General features: G+C 50.3%; 14 protein-coding genes. All 14 read right to left on the minus strand.

The features are described 5' to 3' along the window. Nucleotides 1-69: 69 nt before the first annotated feature. The gene (locus tag A0257_08225; protein ID AMR27097.1) at nucleotides 70-1,227 is read right to left on the minus strand and encodes a hypothetical protein; all 1,158 of its coding nucleotides are present in this window, start codon (nucleotides 1,225-1,227) and stop codon (nucleotides 70-72) included. After that, on the minus strand, nucleotides 1,214-2,110 hold the full coding sequence (locus A0257_08230; protein AMR27098.1) for a hypothetical protein: 897 nt from the start codon (nucleotides 2,108-2,110) through the stop codon (nucleotides 1,214-1,216). Before A0257_08230 ends, A0257_08225 begins: the two co-directional genes overlap by 14 nt. 3,251 nt (nucleotides 2,111-5,361) lie before the next feature. Then, nucleotides 5,362-5,697: a hypothetical protein gene (locus tag A0257_08235; GenBank protein AMR27099.1), complete on the minus strand. Its 336-nt coding sequence runs from the start codon at nucleotides 5,695-5,697 to the stop codon at nucleotides 5,362-5,364. 557 nt (nucleotides 5,698-6,254) lie between these two features. Continuing rightward, complete coding sequence (locus A0257_08240; protein ID AMR27100.1) at nucleotides 6,255-7,328, minus strand: CDP-glucose 4,6-dehydratase; 1,074 nt, start codon at nucleotides 7,326-7,328, stop codon at nucleotides 6,255-6,257. Between the two features lies 1 nt (nucleotide 7,329). Further along, nucleotides 7,330-8,100, minus strand: coding sequence for a glucose-1-phosphate cytidylyltransferase (locus A0257_08245; GenBank protein ID AMR27101.1), 771 nt, complete (start codon nucleotides 8,098-8,100; stop codon nucleotides 7,330-7,332). 4 nt (nucleotides 8,101-8,104) lie between these two features. Next, nucleotides 8,105-9,412: an ABC transporter ATP-binding protein gene (locus A0257_08250; protein ID AMR27102.1), complete on the minus strand. Its 1,308-nt coding sequence runs from the start codon at nucleotides 9,410-9,412 to the stop codon at nucleotides 8,105-8,107. A gap of 30 nt (nucleotides 9,413-9,442) precedes the next feature. Beyond that, nucleotides 9,443-10,267 (minus strand): ABC transporter permease, encoded by an 825-nt coding sequence (locus A0257_08255; GenBank protein AMR29676.1) that lies wholly within the window; start codon nucleotides 10,265-10,267, stop codon nucleotides 9,443-9,445. A 263-nt stretch (nucleotides 10,268-10,530) separates the two neighbouring features. Beyond that, a complete protein-coding gene (locus A0257_08260) occupies nucleotides 10,531-11,457 on the minus strand; it encodes a GDP-fucose synthetase (GenBank protein ID AMR27103.1) in 927 nt (308 codons plus the stop codon). Nucleotides 11,458-11,503: 46 nt separating this feature from the next. Next, entirely contained in the window at nucleotides 11,504-12,475 is a 972-nt protein-coding gene (locus A0257_08265; GenBank protein AMR27104.1) for a hypothetical protein, read from the minus strand. Between the two features lie 8 nt (nucleotides 12,476-12,483). Continuing rightward, a complete protein-coding gene (locus A0257_08270) occupies nucleotides 12,484-13,482 on the minus strand; it encodes a hypothetical protein (GenBank protein AMR27105.1) in 999 nt (332 codons plus the stop codon). A 599-nt stretch (nucleotides 13,483-14,081) separates the two neighbouring features. Next, the gene (locus tag A0257_08275) at nucleotides 14,082-15,197 is read right to left on the minus strand and encodes an aminotransferase (protein AMR27106.1); all 1,116 of its coding nucleotides are present in this window, start codon (nucleotides 15,195-15,197) and stop codon (nucleotides 14,082-14,084) included. A 117-nt stretch (nucleotides 15,198-15,314) separates the two neighbouring features. Beyond that, on the minus strand, nucleotides 15,315-16,262 hold the full coding sequence (locus A0257_08280) for an NAD-dependent dehydratase (GenBank protein AMR27107.1): 948 nt from the start codon (nucleotides 16,260-16,262) through the stop codon (nucleotides 15,315-15,317). A 75-nt stretch (nucleotides 16,263-16,337) separates the two neighbouring features. Continuing rightward, nucleotides 16,338-17,678 (minus strand): UDP-glucose 6-dehydrogenase, encoded by a 1,341-nt coding sequence (locus A0257_08285; GenBank protein AMR27108.1) that lies wholly within the window; start codon nucleotides 17,676-17,678, stop codon nucleotides 16,338-16,340. 66 nt (nucleotides 17,679-17,744) lie between these two features. Beyond that, complete coding sequence (locus A0257_08290) at nucleotides 17,745-19,673, minus strand: asparagine synthetase B (GenBank protein ID AMR27109.1); 1,929 nt, start codon at nucleotides 19,671-19,673, stop codon at nucleotides 17,745-17,747. Nucleotides 19,674-19,765: the final 92 nt, after the last annotated feature.

The following is a 19,765-nucleotide window of genomic DNA, read 5'->3' on the forward strand; positions in this document are numbered from 1 at the left end:
TTAAAACGAAATGGATAATAACTGAAATGAAAATATGCCGTACTTATCAGCTAAGCGACCAGCAATAATTTATGCGCATTGAGTAATGAGGCTTAGAAAAGACTGTTCAGGATTGGAATCTACAAGGACTAGCGTGCGATTGAAAGCATTCTCACCTAATTGCTTCAATTGAGCGCGATGATTCCATACTTTCTCCAGCCCTTGCGAAAGATACTTAGCTTTGGGTTCGCCAATCATGAAGCCAGTTTGACCATCCACTACATAACGCTCCACTCCGCCTACGTCAGTAGCTAATACCGTCCTGCCCGCCAACATAGCTTCTACTACTACCATCGGCACCCCTTCGATAGTAGAGGACAGCACCAGCACTTGGTTAGTTTCCCAGATATGGTCTACATCGCTTATATGACCTTGTAGCGTTACTTTGTCCTGAAGAGTATAGAAGTCAATCAGTCGGCGGATATGCTGCTCATCAGGGCCACGACCATAAATTTTTAGACTGAAATCGCGCGTGCGCCATATATCACCGCTCAAGGCTTCTAATAGTAGGTCCTGCCCCTTAGTAAGGCAATCAAGCGATGCTACCGAAGCCAGCAACAGCTTGTCGGAGTGTGGGTAGGGCTTGATAGAAGCTTCACGAATGTTCACCGGGTTATTTACTACCTGGTAAACGCCCATTGAATGCGCTAGTTGTCGCTCTGCACACTGCCGGTTGCGCTCCGATACAAATAAGCGCAGAGCCGCCCCCTCTAGCACGGAGATTGCGTAGCCACGCAGGTTTTCAGGTACTATATCACCGTATTCAAAAGCATTGTGCTCTAAAATAATGTACGGCTTGCCTTTGTTCGATACGTAGTCAGTGATAGCGTGAAAGGCGCAGATGTCCCACAGGATGCCGCTGGAAATTATGTAGACATCGGCATTCATTGATGGAAATACCTGCGATTTAGGCTTTTGCAGCCCCATTCGTACTGCCATGCGGTCAGTCAAGGCGCGACTGTCGTGCTGGTAGAACTTAGTTTCAACGCCTGCCTCGCGCAGCTTCGCAATGCGAGGCGACACCGGGTCCCAATGCATCGTCAGTGATTGCACTTCCAGCCCTTGTTGCGTGGCCAGTAATGCGGTTTTCGACCATAGTTCTTCGCTGCCGCCCCACGGCGCTACGCACATCAACGAAACGAACCCTATTTTCATCTTTTCTAAGTACTTGTTTTCAGCGTTGACCAACTGTTCTGGCCCAGCCGTGCTGCCAGTAGTAACTAGCATATAGCCAACATAGCCAAGCAGTATGGCGAGCCAGAGGTTTTAATCTTAAGCAACGAAGCAGGTAGCGCAATGCCATACGCGCCGGCAATTTTTGCTCCACAATCCGCTGCACAAAGGTCTCCGTGAGGCTGTACTCCAGATTTTGCTCGTTGTGGGAACTAATGGGAGCAACGCCCAACGGCAGGTGCCAGTTGTGCTTGCGGTAGAATACATCAGCAAATTCCGTCCACGAGTCATTGTAGCTACCCATTGAATAATGCGTAACTCCTATTTCCAGAGTTACGCAGACACGATAGAAGGGGAATATATTGGCGCAAAAATCTACATCGTAGAAGTGAAAGCCCGGAAAAATTTTGCTGTCGAACGGGTGCTTCTGCCAAACTTCCTTGCGGGTACACATCCACATACCATCCACAACTGCCACATCTACTACTAGCTTATCTTCGGGGTTTGAGTATACGTAGTCATGATATTCACCCTTGGGTCCCGCATTAAGCACGTTTGAGCTTAGATACTTATTACCGCAAGCCCACCAGGTGCCCGGTGCCTTCGGAAACCATTTGCCTCCAATAACCCCAATTACCCCGATGGAATTATCAAGTAACACCCGCTCCACCACTTTGCCCCAGTCGTTGGTGCGGAAAGCAATGTCTTCATGCACGAAACAAAGTAAGCTATAGGTGGCTTGCGCCGCACCAATATTATAAGCTTCGCAGATGCCATGCTGCCTTTGGCTATTATCAATGGCGATTAACTCATACTCCACACCAATAGTTGCTGCTATATTTTGACTAACACTGGTTAACGCATCAGCATCACGAGAGCAAATAATAATTGAAAGCATAGAAATAATAGGCGATAATCCAATTGAGAATGATAAAATAAATCAGAATAAATACCTATTAGAAATGAACTTAGGTTAAAATCAGAAGAATTAACTCTTAAAAAACATCGTCTTTTATAAGCCAGTAGTTTGACTAAGAATGATACTTGGTGTTATCATAAAGTATTTGTCGGCTAAGTACCCGTTGGTAAATACTTTATGTTAAATCAGACGGTCATGCTGAGCTTGCCGAAGCATCTCTACTGCGTAACTAACTCTAAACGTTAAGATTACTCTCGTGGTGGAGATGCTTCGACAAGCTCAGCATGACGTTCTTTTATAGCAAACTAATTAGCAAGGGGTACTCAGTACTTAAAAACGTAAAGCTTTATGTTTTTAAGTACTGGTTAAATCTCTAAACAGTTTTGCTATTTATTAGGTGTTTATGTTAAAAAACTTTTTTTTGAAAAATTTCTTAACCAACCACAATGTGTCCCTGTTAAAAGGCTCCAACAACAAGCAGCGCAGTAGTAAGTTGACGCCTCTGCCAAATGAAACATTTACGTTTATATACCCAGACATAAATTCATGAAAAACTTTTAAAGTAATCGCTTTTTCTTCATCAACTGCCAACTGAATACTACCAAAAGGAAGATAAGAACGTCGTACTAAATAATACTTAGAAACATTATCATACCAGGACTTATTGTAAGAACCAGTAGAAAAATGCTCAACAGAAATGCCCAAATTTACATATATTTTGTATTTAACAAATATTCTGGTACAAAAGTCTATATCATAACAGTGAAATTCAGGAAAATCACCTTGGTCAAAACGAAATTCAGCCCATACTTCCTTTCGACAGCACATCCATAAGCCATCAACTACAGCTACCGAAAACAAGGTTTCTTCGGTGGGGCGAACATCAATAGAAGTTGATTCACCCCCAACAGTGTGAATGACCTTCATCCGTATATACTTCGGCCCTGAGAGTGCATACCAGCTCGCGGGAGCATCCACCATGTACGCGCCGCCAGCAACGCCTAAAACTCCCGTTTTTATATCAGCCAATAGGGGAACTACTAATTTCCCCCAATCTGGCGTATGAAAGCGGATATCTTCGTGCATAAAACACAAATTATCGTACTTGCTTTTTCCTGCTCCTATATTATAGGCCTCGCATATTCCATACTGCCCTTCACTATTATCGATACCAATAATTTCGTATGGAATACCAATTGTATTTTCAACATCCTGCGATACTTCTTTTAAAGCTTGAGCATTTCGAGAGCAAATGACGATGGAAATCACAGAGTAATGAGAAAAGTAAAAAATTTGAGCGATTATAATTTACAAATCGTCTTACTTTTTATTGAGTGAATCAGTATAAACCTGCTGCAACGTTTTTTAATATGACTTATTTTTCATATTGTTTGTAAATTGAAATAATGAACGCAGCTTGCTGCTTCATCTGATAGCTACTGCACGATACTCAAACATGTGGCTTCGGAGTAGGCCAATTCAAACGGCTATCCCGAAAGTACCACCGGCCTGTAGCTACTGCCGACCACGCCCAGCAGCTACAAGCCGGGTTTTGCTGAAAAGTGGTAATTACCAGTTGTTCCCAATCAGAATTTTCAAAGCTAATAACCTAGTGCATAAAACAAAATATTTCATAATTTTTTTACTTGAATCGCTCACTATAACTCTGTAATATACTATATTTCCTATTGCTGTTATCCAGGGGGGGTAATTTCGTACGGCACTCCAGTAGTTTCTTGCCAATTACACGAGACCTATTGCAAAACCGTTGGTAATAATTGAAATCATTGCAGGTCAAATTCGGTCATCAGTATGAAATGCATTTGCTTCCTTTTTTTTGAGTAATTTATTTTTTATTACTAGCCTAAAATCATAAAATAAAAACGAGAAAAAATTCATGTTTAAATCACCAAATAGCAACGACCTAAAATATATTTGACGTAGCAGAAAACGCTTATTATACATATTCATATTACGATATTTTGGTTGTTCTAATATATTAAATATATCCTTGGGAGATTTGACGTGGGTTAAAATGTGTTTTGCTAGCAAATGCTTTGCTGACTTAGAAATGCTTAATGGCATCTCAAACAGAATAGGTATACACAAACTCACTGATAACCAAGACCAGGTTTCATCTGGTTTTGTATCCCACAAATGAAAATCATGCAATTTTCTAATTAAGAAGGCAACTTTTCCATTTTGTTTAACTCCTGATAGTAAGTATACTAAATGAGGCGCAATACTATAAGATAATTGATATGTTAATCTTAAATCGCCAGCAAGACGCTTTAAATTATAAACGCCAACTGATATAAATAATAGGTTCCCAAAATCATCTAGTTTTTTAATTAACTCTTCTTGGCCGACAGTATAAAATGGAATAAGCCTTTGAGCACACAAGGGAGAACTATAATTCATAAAAACACAATCAGCATTAGTGTTTATATCTGTCAAAATTCCTGAAATCGCATTTGAATTAGGTATATCATCATCTCCTAATAGCCACATCCAATCAGTATCGCAGTTTTCGAAGCAGCGAATGAGATTTACAGATAAGCCTACATTGGATTTGTTACGTACTACTCTAACACTCGGCACTAATAAATCACCAAGTGTATCAACAACAGGTAATGGCGAACAATTATCCAGAATCAATATTTTAACAAATTTATTTAACTGGGGAATCAGTGCGGCTAAGGAACGTGCAAGCTTCTCATTCCTATTGTAAGTGGGAATTATAACTGTTAATATTGACTCATCCGTTTCTATAGTCTTCATAATAAAAATATAATTTATAAACTTTAATAACTAATTTTTATCAAAACCAGTAAAAGCAATAGTATTTTCTGGAACGAATAATTCATCGGAATATGCTAATAGCAAGAAATCATTACTGTTACTTGAATTGTAAAACAAATGTGCTACCCCACTAGGAACGAATACTGTTTTAGGTTCAGTACAATTTAATAAAATTAATAATCTTTCTCCAGTGGAAATATCAATCAAATTCAGTTTGCATTCACCTTGGAGTAAGGTAAACCATTCATTAGCTTTGGGATGATAATGACCTCCTTTAGCTTCACCAGGCTTTGCCGACGTCACATATATTTCCCCGGTATGGGCAGGCAACCCCTCTTCCTTTCCCGTCAATACTTTTAGGAAATATCCCCGACTATCGGCAATAATTCGCCGGTCAATAATCTGAATTTTCTCTACAAGGCCCATTATTACAAATATTCGCTAACACCTTCATCCAAACTTACAACGGCCTTCCAATCCGGGATTAGTTCGGCCACTTTTTTGGCATTAATGGCCAGAAACTTCATACTTTCATCCCGGGTACTTAAGGTCCCCAAAGAAGATTCGCCATCCTTGTTAAACAGCGAAAAAATCTTTTTTACCAAATCCCGAATTTGGATAACTTCCTCGCTGGCTACGTTGTAGATGCCGGGCGAGCAATCGGATTCTACTACCTGGCTTACCAAAGCTGCTACGTCGTGGCAATGCAAGTATTGCCGCACTTGCGTACCCGCACTGAGCTGCATAGGCTGCCCATTTTTCAAGGATTCAATAATGTAGGGTATTAAGCGTGAAGTATTTTCTCTGGCACCGTAAATGGTAGGGAGAATAAAATGAAATGTTCTAATCTTATTCAAGCCGCTACTCATGAATCGTGTCAGCAGCCTTTTCGATGAGCAGTAATGATTTGGAATAGCCAATTCGCTAGCCGTTACTTCATCTTCGGTAAAATGATGCTCTACATTATTATTTCCAATTTCGAAATACGACCCGAAACTCACCCAAGTACCGGCAAAAAAGTGGTCGCTAAGGTAATTGATTATTTTAATTGGCAAAAATGCGTTTACCTCGTAGACCAGCGAAGTATCTGTTACTTTATTTGCATGAACTCCGGTAGCAGCGCAATAAATAATAGCATTACAAGCAAAAAGCGCAGCAAAATCGACCGGACTATCTGGATAGGCAAAATAGGTAAACGTGGCATTCGCGTTATCTGCGTTAGGCGTTTTGCCAAATAAGTACAGCTGGTGTACCCCATCCCTGGAAAATATTTCCACGATGTAAGAAGCCAGCAACGAATTCGACCCTATTACCGCGATTTTCATAGGTCAGCGTAGTTCTGTATGGTGGCAATGGTATACTCTGCAATGTACTCTCGATTGGTAAAAAATTCCTTATACCAATTAATAGTTACTAAAATAGCTTCGGTAGCCTTATATTTTGGTAGCCAGCCCAATAAGTTGGTAGCTTTGCTGATATCTAGTTTGAGCAATCCTGCTTCGTGCGGCTGATTAGCTAGCTGTGAAGATTCATAGCTACCGCTACCCCAAATACCAATGGCTGTTTGCACTAGGTCGCCCACGGTGCGGTTGTCTTCGGCATAAGGGCCAAAATTCCAGGCACCACCTTGCTCTGCGGGCACAGCGGCCATCTTTGCACCCAGTAGTAGGTAGCCACCCACAGGCTCTAATACGTGCTGCCACGGCCGCACGGCCTGGGGGTTACGTACTACCACGGCGCGGCCAGCTTCCAACGCGCGCACAATGTCGGGGATGATTCGGTCTTTGGCCCAGTCGCCCCCCCCTATCACATTGCCAGCACGGGCACTGGCAATGCTTTTGCGGTGCTGTTTAAATGCGGCAGGATTGAAAAATGACTGCGTGTACGAATGAATAATGATTTCGGCGCAGGCTTTACTCGCACTGTAGGGGTCGTAGCCGCCCAAGCGGTCGGTTTCACGATAGGGAAATACCCACTCCTTATTCTCGTACACCTTATCAGTCGTGATTAATATTACGACGCACGGCTTGGCAAGCTTGCGCACGGCATCCAACACGCTGGCAGTACCTATGGCATTGACGGTAAAGGTTTCAGCCGGGATTTCGTAAGAAAGACGAACCAGCGGCTGGGCCGCCAAGTGGAAAATAAAGTCGGGCTGAAAGGACAGGATTTCTGCTTCCAACCGGGTAGTATCGCGCAAATCAGCAAGTACGGAATCACACAACCTATCACCTTCAATCAGATGATATAAGTCGTCGGAATGCTGGGGTGCCAGCGCGTAGCCTTTCACTTGAGCCCCCAATAAGTGCAGCCATTGTAATAGCCAAGCACCTTTGAAACCCGTGTGCCCCGTCAGGAACACCTTTTTATTTTCGTAAACCGATTTCAGGTCCATACTACCAGGTTTTCCATTTGGCAGTGTTGGTGCGCCATTCCTTATCCAGTTCCACTTTGTCGCGGAGGGTATCCATTGGCTTCCAGAAGCCGGAGTGCTTGTAGGCCCCCATCTGCCCATCGGTCGCGAGCTGTTCCATAGGCTCCCGCTCCCAGGTAGTGGCATCTTCGGTAATATAGTCAATCACCCCTGGCTCGCAGACAAAAAAGCCACCATTAATCCAGGCTCCGTCGCCTTTTGGCTTTTCTGTAAAGGAACTTACTGTGTCTTCATCCGCCATATTTATAGCGCCAAACCGGCCGCTGGGCTGCACTGCCGTCACGGTGCAGAGCTTGCCGTGTTGCTTGTGAAAAGCCATGAGAGCTGTTACATCGACGTCGGAAACGCCATCACCATAGGTCAACAGGAATGTTTCGTTGCCAAGGTGCCGAGCCACTTTTTTAATCCGGCCACCAGTCATGGTTTCCAAACCAGTGTCTACCAACGTAATATTCCAAGGCTCGGCGTAGCTGTCGTGCACCTGCAAGGAATTTTCCTTGAGGTTGATGGTTACGTCAGATTTATGCAGGAAATAATTCGCAAAATACTCCTTGATAACGTAGCCCTTATAGCCTAGGCAGATTACAAAATCATTGAATCCGTGCGAAGAATATATTTTCATGATGTGCCACAGAATCGGCATATCACCAATTTCCACCATCGGCTTTGGCTTAAGCACTGTTTCTTCGGATAAGCGAGTTCCCAACCCTCCAGCTAGAATTACGACTTTCATTTTCCTACAATTCTTTGGTGGTTTTCCATTCCAGCCTTGGCCGTATCTGCCCAATCCAGGTGCCAATATGCTCTTGCCGCATAGCACCGGTTTCATTCACTTCAAAGGAGATAACTTCCTCAGCCGATGTTATATTATGAAACGAGACATCATTGGCAATAAATGCGCTAATCGTGTATTGCGTATCGTTTAAGAAATAACGGGGAATAGTGCATTGCACCCGGTACTGGCCTTTCGGCAATACTTTATCATAATAGGGGTCTGGTGCCAGGGTAGCCGAAGTCGCATTAAATGAAGCCAGAATACATTCTCCGTAATTATTGAGTAAGTGAATACTCGGAACCACGGTGGTGCTCTCATTTACTACCTCGTAATCGAGCTGGCAAATCACGTCTTCGTCCAAACCAAAACTATTTGATAAGCCATTTTTACCAATTAGCGATATCTTTTTGAATTTTAGGTTTGGATTATTTAACGTAGTCTTAATGTCTTCTTCCCAAACCTCGCCATTCGATGTCCGACCAATGGATATGTACCGCTCGATGATACTTTTGGTATCACCGTGGTCCAGCACCGTTCCTTGCCTCATCAGCACACTAGCTGAGCATAAGGTCGAGACAGCCGCCATATTGTGGCTCACAAAAAGAATAGTCCGGCCATCATTCGTACTCACATCCTTCATCCGCCCCAAGCACTTCTTCTGAAACTCAGCGTCGCCCACGGCCAGCACTTCATCCACAATCAGGATTTCCGGCTCTAGAAAGGCCGACACGGCAAATGCCAACCGAACGTACATGCCCGATGAATAGCGTTTGACGGGCGTATCAATATAGCGCTCGACGCCCGAGAAATCAACTATTTCGTCGAATTTGCGATTTATCTCGCTCTTCGACATGCCCAGAATGGCACCGTTGAGGTAGACGTTTTCGCGCCCGGTCAGGTCTGGGTGAAAGCCGGTGCCTACTTCCAACAAGGAGGCAATGCGGCCATTTACCTTGATGCGGCCCGTGGTGGGTGCCGTCACTTTAGACAGGATTTTCAGCAGCGTGGATTTGCCCGCGCCATTACGCCCGATAATACCCAGTACTTCGCCAGCTTTCACATCGAAGTTGACATCCTTTAAGGCCCAGACGTATTCGCTGGTGCCTTTGGTGGTGCGGTCGTTAGCTTCGCCAATTTTGGCAAAGGGGTCTTCTTTGCCACGCATACGTGCCCACCAACGGTTCAGGTCGTGGCTGAGGGTACCGGTACCGATTTCACCCAGCCGATACTGTTTGCCCAGGTTTTCTACTCTTATCGCAATATTACTCATGGATAGCTGAGCTACATTCTGGCAAAAAGCTTATACCGTATCGGTAAAACTCTTCTCAACTTTATTGAAAATAATAGTCCCGGCAAGCAGAATGACGACTGTAAACAGGGCGCTGTAGCCCAGGTAGCCCCATCTAAAGGAGCCGGAACCCAAGAAGGCATAACGGAAGGTCTCCACAATGGAACTCATTGGATTGGCCAGAATAAGCCACTTATATTTCTCCGGAATGCTGGAAAGCGGATAGATGACGGGCGTGGCATACATCAGCAATTGCACGCCAAAGGTGAGCAACATCGACAGGTCGCGGTACTTGGTGGTAAGCGAGCTGAATATCATACCCAGCCCCAGCGACAATAGGCCCATCATGACCAGCAACAAGGGCGTGAGCACAATCAACCAGTTAGGGTGAATAGAAGACTCGCCTCGCACCACGTAGAACAGCCAGATGGCCAGAAAAAGACCAAACTGGATTAGAAAGCGCACAATGTTGGATACCACAATGGATACCGGCATAGTGAGGCGCGGAAAGTATACTTTTCCGAAGATGGCGGCATTCGTCACAAACACCGTGGAAATAGCGGTCAGGGTTTGGGAAAAATAACTCCACACCGTGACTCCAGCTAGGTAGAATACGATTTGTGGAAGTCCATCGGTCGAAAGTTTAGCTACCTGGCCAAATATGATAATGAACGTGAGCGTGGTAAGCAGCGGTTGAATGAAGAACCAGATGGGGCCCAGTATGGTCTGCTTATAGGTGGAGACGAAGTCGCGCCGCACGAACATCATTACCAAATCACGGTAGCGCCACACATCGCTGAGACGCAGGTCGAGAAGATTGATGCGCGGCTCGATAATTTCCGTCCACTCGTTGTTATCCGAGGTGGTGGCAACTACTGGCTCAAGCTGTGTTAAAACTTCTGTATGTTGCACAATATGCTGAATAACAGTATTATATCAAATCTTATTAGTGCAGCAGTAGTCACGATACAACCTAACCGATAAATAACTGACACTTGAGCTTTTAGCTACTAAGCGACTACAAAGATAGCCTGTACTTCGCCAACTAGTGGGGTGTTAGTAGGTTTCCACTTCTTTCTGAGTTATTCAGTCAGGCTCAATTAGGCTATTTCAAAGGCACTATTATACACGGCAGTAATGCCCTCTTCCAGTCCGATGGTGGCTTCCCAGCCGTGGTTGGCCAGCTTGCTCACGTCCATGAGCTTGCGGGGCGTGCCGTCAGGGTAATCGGTGTTGAAGCGGATGCTACCCTCATAGCCTACAATGCGCTGCACCAGCTCGGCCAGCTCGCGGATGCTGAGGTCGGTGCCGGTACCCACATTCACTAGGCCGGGCTCGTTGTAGTTTTCGAGCAGCCAGTAGCAGGCATCAGCCAGGTCATCTACGTGCAGGAACTCGCGTCGGGGCGTGCCGGTGCCCCACACCTCCACCTCGGGCGCGTTTACCTGCTTCGCTTCGTGGAACTTGCGGATGAGTGCCGGCAGCACGTGCGAGTTCTTGAGGTCATAGTTATCGTGCGGTCCGTAGAGGTTGGTGGGCATGGCCGAGATGTAGTTGCAGCCATACTGCGCCCGGTAGGCATCGCAGAGCTTAATGCCGGCAATCTTAGCGATGGCGTAGGGCTCGTTGGTGCTTTCCAGCTCGCCAGTGAGCAACGCGTTTTCCTGCAAGGGCTGCGGCGCGAACTTAGGGTAGATACACGACGAGCCCAGGAACAACAGCTTCTTCACCCCATTGAGGTAGGAATGATGAATGACGTTGTTCTGAATCATCAGGTTATCGTACAAGAACTCGCCACGGTAGGTGTTATTAGCATTGATACCGCCCACTTTGGCGGCGGCCAGCACCACGTAATCGGGCTTTTCCTGGGCGAAGAAATCAGCTACGGCCGGCTGGTTACGCAAGTCTAGCTCAGCCGAGGTGCGGGTGATGAAATTGGTAAAGCCGGCTTGGTCCAAGCGGCGCAGCATGGCGGAGCCCACCATCCCGCGGTGGCCGGCAACGTATATTTTAGCGTCTTTTTCCATGAAAGGAAGTTGATTCACGAGCGAATGAGGGGGTAGGGCGGCTTAGCTAAGCCTTCCACCAGTCCAGGTCGGGTTTGGCAGCGGCAGTTGGCGCGGTCGGGCGCATAGTCTGCATCAGGCCCACCGGTACCAGTTTTTTTAGCAGGGGGTTGATGCTGGCCCCAAGTATTATGCGGCGGGTGCGGGGGCTGTAGCTAAGCAGGCCGGGCAGCTTGGCAAAGGCAATGGGCCGGGCGGCGGCCATGTCGCGCTTGCCTGTCCAGTTGATTTCCCAGTAGGTATAAAGATTGCGGCGCTCCTCATCACTGAGGCGAAACTTACTGCCGTAGCGGGGTTCGGCTTCGCACAGCTCCACCATCTTCACCAGGTTCGGGTACCATTTATCGCTGGTTACGGTGCGCTGGTCGGGGTGCAGCTGGTACACGGCCACCATGTCGGAGATGTAGTGCCCCGAGGCCAGGTGCGCTACCCGGTACCACTGGTCGATGTCGGCACACATGTCCACTTCGCGGCGCATGCCGCCCGTTTCCTCAAAGAAGCGGCGCTTCACGAACGTAGCGTGCTGCGGCGGAATGGTGCTGAACAAGATGGTGCGCGGCGTGATTTCACCGGTCGGGCGGCTGCTGCTCTGCACGTTGCCCGGCAAGTCAATGGCGTATTCGCCCCCCGATATAAAGCTCGCCGCCGGATACTGCTGAAAGCCCCTGGCCATTGCCCGAAACGCGCCCGGCAGGTAGTAGTCGTCGGAGCTTTGCACGGCCAGAATCTCGCCGGTAGCCTTGGCCACACCTTTGGTCACGGCATCAACAAAGCCCTTGTCGCGGGCCGACCACCAGGTGAGGCGGTCGCCGTAGCTTTTAAGCACATCCACGGTTTCGTCCGTCGAGCCACCATCCGACACGATTATCTCAATGGGGCCAGGATAGTCCTGCTTGAGAATACTGTTGAGGGTGCGGCCAATAAACCGGCCCTGGTTCCAGGAAGGAATGACGATGGAGACGGAGGGAAATTCCTGCATGGTGCTTATTACTTGGTAAGCGTCGCCATATCAGCCAGCCACAGGTCGAGCAGCTCAGTTTCCTGGGCCGTCACGATATTTTCCTTGGCCAGCTCGGCATAGGCGCGACGCAGGTTTTCACCCACCGTATTGGCCGGGTCGATGGCGCGGGTTACGGCCACGATTACCCGGTTAGGGTGCAAGTAACACGGAATTTCCGATTCAAAATCCTTTACGTAGTCGTGCGGGTTGCGCACCTGAATTACGGTAGCCTCCGTGAAGCCCAGCCGGTAGCCGTGCGCCCACATGATGGGCTGAGCTACTAGCCCGCGCAGAATGTCAGTGAAGCGGAACGTGACGTAGGCCGGCAGGTAGAGCAAGGGAAACAGCTCGCGGCGCACCATCGTATTCTGCGAGTTGAAGGGGCAGAGCGTGCCTTTAGCCAGCACAATGGGCGAACGCTTATCGAAGAATACCTCGGTGTTATCCACCAGGCGGTAAATCGCATCTACGTCGGGGTCCGAATCGGCCAGCCCCTGCCAGATACCAATTTTGGCGGTTTCCTGGGTCAGCTCCTCCTCCTTCAGATTATGGTCTGTATTCAGGATAAGGTCGAGGGGGTAGCCACGGGGCCAGATGTGGTGACTCGTGAAATTTCTGTAAATATTGACGAAGCCTTTGCCAGCCGGCGAGGTGGCGAAGGTGCCCTCGGTAGCCGGAAACTGCCAGCCGTCATAGGGGATATTATCGTCGTCGGTATCGATAATTACCTGCGCACCCTGCCGGATGGCGTGCAGGTAGCCTATCATCTTACGCCCGTAATGGTTGAAGGGCAGCTTTTCACTGAGGCGGAAGCCAGCGGCCTCCTGGTCGGCCACCGATAGATACGTCACGTTGGGCTCGCTCCAGTCGGCAGGCGATTTTTTATCACCCGCCACTACCAGTTGATAATCGGGCAGCGAAGCAAATTTGGTAACCGCCTCCGTAGGCGCGAAAATAGAGGTAATGACGATGCTGGACTGGCCCATGAAAGGAAAATAGACGGTAGGGGATGTTGCTTGGTGAAGCAGACAGGCGGTTTGCGGGGGCAAAGGTAAGGATTTTTGGGTGGGTAGCGCGCAAGCTGCTGGTGATATAGACAGTTTGCGAACCCACCGGACCTGCGAGGATGAAGTCGCGACAGGTCTGGAAAATAAATTTTGAAGGCTGGCGGAGGGCTGGCCGAACTAGGCATTCTTAGTTATTGGGACTTATGCAAAAGACGGTTGTCATTGCGAGCAAAGCGAAGCAATCGCCCCAGAACGAAATCGTTCGGGCATCGTTCGGGTGCGATTATTTCGCTTCGCTCGCAATGACAAACGATTTGCGTAATTCCTAATTATTACACTCGTCGTGGAATGATTTGCGGAAAAGAAGTAGGGAGCGGGGCTTGCCTTATCCGCTGTTGAACGAGTCGCGCGCCATTAGCAACGACGGGCGGGGGCAAGCCCCGCACCCTACTTCGCGAAGAGATGATTATAATCGTGCTATTGACAACTAAAAGCCAAAGATTCGTCAATCTAAAATATGCCTTTCACCAGCCCCGCATACCATAAAAGCCAGCGATGCAAAAGACCATAGCCTTACTTTATGGCATTAAAAACCCGCGAATAACCGAGGCCACCTCTATTATCATCTCCTCCGTCATGCCGGGCCACAGGGGTAGGCTGAGGCACGTGGCAGCCAGCTCTTCCGCGAGGGGTAGGCTACCGGGCAGCAAGTTGAGAGGGGCGTAGGCCGGTTGCCGATGGGGCGGCACCGGGTAATGCACCAGCGTGCCGACCCCTTGGGTAGCCAGGTGCTGCCGCAAGGCATCCCGGAATGGGGTGTGCACTACGTAGAGATGATAAACGTGCGTGGCACCGGCGGCCAGCATAGGTAGGCGCAAGTCGTTGATGCCGGCCAGGTGCCGGGTGTACCAGGCTGCTACCTGTTGGCGCTGGGCCGTCCACCTGGCCAAGTAGCCCAGCTTTACCCGCAGCAAGGCTGCTTGGAGCTCATCCAGACGCGAGTTGTAGCCTACTGTCTCGTGGTGGTTTTTGGCAGTCGAGCCATAGTTACGCAGCATCCGTAGCCGCTGGGCCACTTCCTCGCTATTGGTCGTGATGGCCCCGGCGTCGCCCAGCGCCCCGAGGTTTTTAGTGGGGTAGAAGCTGGTAGCGTTCGCAGCACCGAAGCTGCCCGTCAGCTGCCCGTCGAAAGCCGCGCCCTGGGCCTGAGCATTGTCTTCTACTACCTGCAGCCCGTGCGCGTGAGCCAGGTCCATTATTGCCGGCATCCGGCAGGCCTGACCGTAGAGATGCACCGGAATAATAGCCCGAGTGCGCGGCGTAATGGCTGCCTCCAGCAGCTCGGGGTTGAGATTACTGGTAGCAAGTTCCGGCTCGACAGGCACCGGAGTAGCCCCCACGTGCGAAACGGCCAGCCACGTAGCGATGTAGGTAGTAGAAGGCACAATGACTTCATCGCCAGAACCAATACCCAGGGCTCGCAATGCCAGCGTTAGGGCCTCCAGGCCATTCCCTACCCCTACGGTATGCTTTACCTGACTGAATTCACTGTAGGCCTGCTCAAATTGCGCTACCTCCTGGCCCAGCACGTACCAGTTGGAATCGTAAACGCGCGTCATTGCCGCCAGCATCTCCTCCCGAAGGGCCGCGTGCATGGGCTGCGATGAAAAAAAGGGGATTTCCAGACCAGGCATTACCGTAACTATTAATTCCACCCTACCCCCTACCCTACCGCAAACGAGAAGGCGGCTGAGCCAGCGCCGGGCGGCACTGACTCAACCGCCTCGTGGGTAACAAGGGGGGTAGAGGCGCTATTTCACGTGCTCCTTGAAATACTCCAGCGTGCGGCGCAGGCCTTCGGCGCGGTCCACTTTGGGCTCCCAGCCCAGGATTTCCTTGGCCTTCGTAATGTCCGGCCGGCGCTTCATCGGGTCGTTTTCGGGCAGGGCTTGGTAGGTCGGCTTAAACTCCACGCCGGTCAGCTTGGCGATTTCTTCGCCAAACTGCTTGATGGTGATTTCGGCCGGGTTGCCGATATTCACGGGTAGCGCGTAGTTGCTGAGCAACAGGCGGTAGATACCTTCCACTAAGTCATCAACGTAGCAGAAGGAGCGGGTTTGCGAGCCGTCGCCGAATACGGTCAGGTTTTCGCCGCGCAGGGCCTGCGACAGGAAAGCCGGCAATACGCGGCCGTCGTCCAAACGCATCCGGGGGCCGTAGGTATTGAAGATGCGGATGATGCGCGTTTCCAAGCCGTGATGAGTGTGGTAGGCCATCGTGATGGCTTCCTGGAAGCGCTTGGCCTCGTCGTAGCAGCCACGGGGGCCGACGGGATTCACGTTGCCGAAGTAGGTTTCGACCTGCGGATGCACTTCGGGGTCGCCATATACTTCCGAGGTGCTGGCAATCAGCATGCGGGCACCCTTCACCCGCGCCAGGCCCAGCAAGTTGTGCGTGCCCAGCGAACCCACTTTCAGCGTCTGAATCGGAATCTTGAGGTAGTCAATCGGCGAGGCCGGCGAGGCAAAATGCAGGATATAATCGAGCTTGCCGGGCACGAACACGAACTTGCTCACGTCGTGGTGGTGAAACTCGAAGTCTTCCCGCTTGAACAGGTGCTCGATATTGGCCAGGTTACCCGTTATGAGGTTATCCATCGCAATGACGTGGTAGCCCTCGGCCAGGAACCGGTCGCAGAGGTGCGAGCCCAAAAAGCCGGCTCCGCCGGTGATGAGGACGCGTTTTTTTTCTTCAGCCATTTTAAAATGCTTAAATCGTTGTCATGCTTATCTGGCGTTCGCTTGCCGAAGCGTGACTGCGCCGTTGAAAATTAGTTAAGAAACCGGCTCTTTGTGGTCGGCTTTAATCCCGATGCAGTGATAGGTAAACCCTATCTGCTTCATCTCGGATGGGTCGTAGATGTTGCGGCCGTCAAAAATCACTTTCTGCTTGAGCAGGCGGCCTACTACCTCGAAGGAGGGCGAGCGAAACTCGGGCCACTCCGTTACGACCAATAGCGCGTCGGCATCTACCAACGCTTCAAACTGGTCTTTGGCGTAGGTAATGGTGTCGCCCAGCGTGTGCTTGGCTTCGGGAATAGCTACGGGGTCGTAGGCGGAAACAGTTGCGCCCTCGGCCAATAGCTTCTCGATGATAACCAGCGATGGTGCCTCGCGCATATCATCGGTTTTAGGCTTGAAAGACAGGCCCCAGATGGCAAATTTTTTGCCTTTCAGGTCGTTGCCAAAGTGCTTTTTCACCTTGTTGAACAGCACCTCTTTCTGGGCTTCGTTCACGCCTTCCACGGCTTGCAGCACCTGCATCTGATAGCCGTTTTCCTGGGCCGTTTTGATGAGGGCCTTCACGTCCTTCGGGAAGCACGAGCCGCCGTAGCCAATGCCGGGGTAGATGAACTTGTGCCCGATGCGAGCATCAGAGCCAATACCCTGGCGCACCTTGTTCACGTCGGCACCCATGATTTCGCACAGGTTAGCGATGTCGTTCATGAACGAGATTTTGGTCGCCAGCATCGAGTTAGCGGCGTATTTCGTCATTTCGGCCGACGGAATATCCATGAAGATAATTGGGTGGCCGTTGAGCAGGAAAGGCTTGTAGAGACGACGCATCACCTCCTCAGCGCGCTCGGAGCTCACTCCCACCACGATGCGGTCGGGCTTGAGGAAGTCGTCGATGGCCGCGCCTTCTTTCAGAAACTCGGGATTGGAAGCCACGTCGAACTCCACGCTGGCTCCACGCTTGGCTAGGGCCTGCTCGATTTCGGAGCGCACTTTGGCAGCGGTACCTACGGGCACCGTGCTCTTCGTCACGACCACCGTGTAGGTATCCATATTTTCGCCAATGCCGCGCGCTACGGCCAGCACGTATTTCAGGTCGGCCGAGCCATCCTCGCCGGGAGGGGTGCCCACCGCGATAAAGGCTACGTCGGCACCTTTAATACTGTCGGCCAGCGAGGTAGAGAAGTTGAGTCGCCCCGACTTCACGTTGCGCGCCACCATTTCCTCCAAGCCCGGCTCGTAGATGGGCAGGATGCCTTGATGGAGGTTCTCAATTTTTTTCTGGTCAATGTCGATGCACGTTACATCAATGCCTACTTCGGCAAAGCACGTGCCCGTAACCAGCCCGACGTAGCCGGTGCCTACTACTGCTATTTTCATAAGGTGTTCAAAAGGGGAAAAACCAGGATTTTGCGCATTAAGCAAAAAGGCTGCCTAACGTTCGGGTTAAGGAATTTTTATTTTCACTGGCTCCGCCATGTAGTGCTTCCACCAATACTGAAATACTACCAGCCCCCAGATACGGGCGTGCGCATCACCAGGATTGCTGGAGAACAACTGCTTTTTCAGCCTCTGCACCGCTGCCATGTCAAAAATATCCTGCTCCGCCACGAAGTCATCGGCCAGCAGGTCTTGCTCAATCAGGGGCCGCAGTTCGCCGCGCATCCACTTGAGCAGCGGCACTTCGAAGCCATGCTTGGGCCGGTCGTAGAGCTCGGGCGGCAGCATGGGCCGAAAGGCATCCTGGACGATTTTCTTCTTCATCGTGCCATCCACCTTGCTGCTGACGGGTAGGGAGAAGGCGAAATTAACTACCTTATAGTCAAGGAATGGTGTTCTGACTTCCAGCGAGTTGGCCATGCTCATCAGGTCCACCTTGGTGAGCATGTCGTAGGGTAGCACCAGCTGCGTATCGGTCAGCAGCACCTCGTTGAGGTCGCCGTCGGCGTGGATGTTTTCGAGGATATCCTTGCGGCGCTTGGTGGCCAGCTTTTTATCCACCTTGCGGCGGCTGGCGGGGCTGAGCAGCTCGGTGGCCTGCTTGTCGGAGGCGAAGCTGGCCCAGTCCCAGTAGCGGTCCTTGGGGCCACTGAGCATGCCGCGCGAAAAGCGCTGAAACTGCCGGATTTTATTGCCAAAATACGAGTTGCGCGACTTGGGCAGGATGTCCCAGAGCAGATTCAAGCCCGTAACGGCTTCGGCTTTGAAGCCGCCCTGCCGCACCCGAAAATCGCCCATGTGCTTGTTGTAGCCGCCGAAAAGCTCGTCGGCCCCATCACCACTAAGCGCCACTGTCACGTGCTGGCGCGTGCGCTGACTTAGCACGTGCACGGCCAGCGCCGAAGAGTCGGCAAAGGGCTCGTCAAAATAGTCCAGCATCTGAAAAAGATGCTCGTACAGGTCGTCATTGCTCAGCGAAAACACCGTGTGGTTGGTGTTGTGCATCTTCGCCACCAGGTTGGCATATTTGGTTTCGTCGAAGAAAGGCTCATCGCGAAAGCCGATGCTGAAGGTGTTAAGATGCGGCGTGTGGCGGGTAGCCAGCGCCGTAATGACGCTCGAATCGATGCCTCCGCTCAGGAACGAACCCAGTGGCACGTCGGCTACGAGGCGGCGCTCCACGGCCTCATCCAGCAGCGACACCAGCTTTTTCTGCTGCTCGTCGTAGGTCAGCTTGTTTTTGGCAACCTCTTTCGGGTCATAAGGAATCTTGTACCAGCGCTTGCGCACCACCTTCTTACCCTGAATGAACAGGTAGTGACCGGGCAGCACCTTTTTAATGCCTTTGAAAATGGTAGCCGGCCCCGGTATGTAGTTGAGCTGCAAGTATTGACTAAGAGCCACGTAGTCGAGCTTGCGGGGCACGCCCAGCGCCAGCAGCGACTTCAGCTCGGAGCCGAAAAGCAGGTTGTCTTCGTCGCGATAGACGTGCAAAGGCTTCACCCCATACCGGTCGCGGGCAATGAAGAGGGAGCCGTCTTCCTGGTCATAAATGGCGAAGCCGAAGAACCCGTTCAGCTTTTTGATAAAGCTCCTGCCCTCGCTGATGTACAGATTGAGAATAACCTCCGTATCAGTCTGCGAATGAAACTTATAGCCCTTGCGGATTAGCTTCTCACGCAGTTCGCGAAAGTTGAATATCTCCCCGTTGAAAACGATGGTATAGCGGCCCGAGGCGTCGGTCATCGGCTGGTTGCCATCGGCCGACAGGTCGAGGATGGCCAGGCGGCGAAAACCCAGGCCGACGTTATCGTAGATAAAATGCCCCTGCGAGTCGGGTCCCCGGCGCACGATGGCGTCGGTGGCAGCCTGCAAGCGGGTCAGGGCCAGACGGCCAGAATCAGAGAAGGCGTAAGCGCCGGTTATTCCACACATAGCTAGGCCGCAAAGATAGGACGTGACACAGCCTAATTCTGAAGTAGCGGGACTTGGGGCGGGGCAAGGGGGGTAGGGAGCTAGGCGCAACC

Origin of the sequence: Hymenobacter psoromatis (assembly GCA_001596155.1) — a bacterium.
GTDB lineage: Bacteria > Bacteroidota > Bacteroidia > Cytophagales > Hymenobacteraceae > Hymenobacter.

What these genes read in the sequence shown, in the direction of transcription:
- A0257_08250 (AMR27102.1), bottom strand. Translation starts at nt 9,412, where the DNA reads ATGAGTAATATTGCGATAAGAGTAGAAAACCTGGGCAAACAGTATCGG.
- A0257_08280 (AMR27107.1), bottom strand. Translation starts at nt 16,262, where the DNA reads ATGGCTGAAGAAAAAAAACGCGTCCTCATCACCGGCGGAGCCGGCTTT.
- A0257_08260 (AMR27103.1), bottom strand. Translation starts at nt 11,457, where the DNA reads ATGGAAAAAGACGCTAAAATATACGTTGCCGGCCACCGCGGGATGGTG.
- A0257_08265 (AMR27104.1), bottom strand. Translation starts at nt 12,475, where the DNA reads ATGCAGGAATTTCCCTCCGTCTCCATCGTCATTCCTTCCTGGAACCAG.
- A0257_08285 (AMR27108.1), bottom strand. Translation starts at nt 17,678, where the DNA reads ATGAAAATAGCAGTAGTAGGCACCGGCTACGTCGGGCTGGTTACGGGC.
- A0257_08245 (AMR27101.1), bottom strand. Translation starts at nt 8,100, where the DNA reads ATGAAAGTCGTAATTCTAGCTGGAGGGTTGGGAACTCGCTTATCCGAA.
- A0257_08290 (AMR27109.1), bottom strand. Translation starts at nt 19,673, where the DNA reads ATGTGTGGAATAACCGGCGCTTACGCCTTCTCTGATTCTGGCCGTCTG.
- A0257_08240 (AMR27100.1), bottom strand. Translation starts at nt 7,328, where the DNA reads ATGGACCTGAAATCGGTTTACGAAAATAAAAAGGTGTTCCTGACGGGG.
- A0257_08270 (AMR27105.1), bottom strand. Translation starts at nt 13,482, where the DNA reads ATGGGCCAGTCCAGCATCGTCATTACCTCTATTTTCGCGCCTACGGAG.
- A0257_08230 (AMR27098.1), bottom strand. Translation starts at nt 2,110, where the DNA reads ATGCTTTCAATTATTATTTGCTCTCGTGATGCTGATGCGTTAACCAGT.
- A0257_08275 (AMR27106.1), bottom strand. Translation starts at nt 15,197, where the DNA reads ATGCCTGGTCTGGAAATCCCCTTTTTTTCATCGCAGCCCATGCACGCG.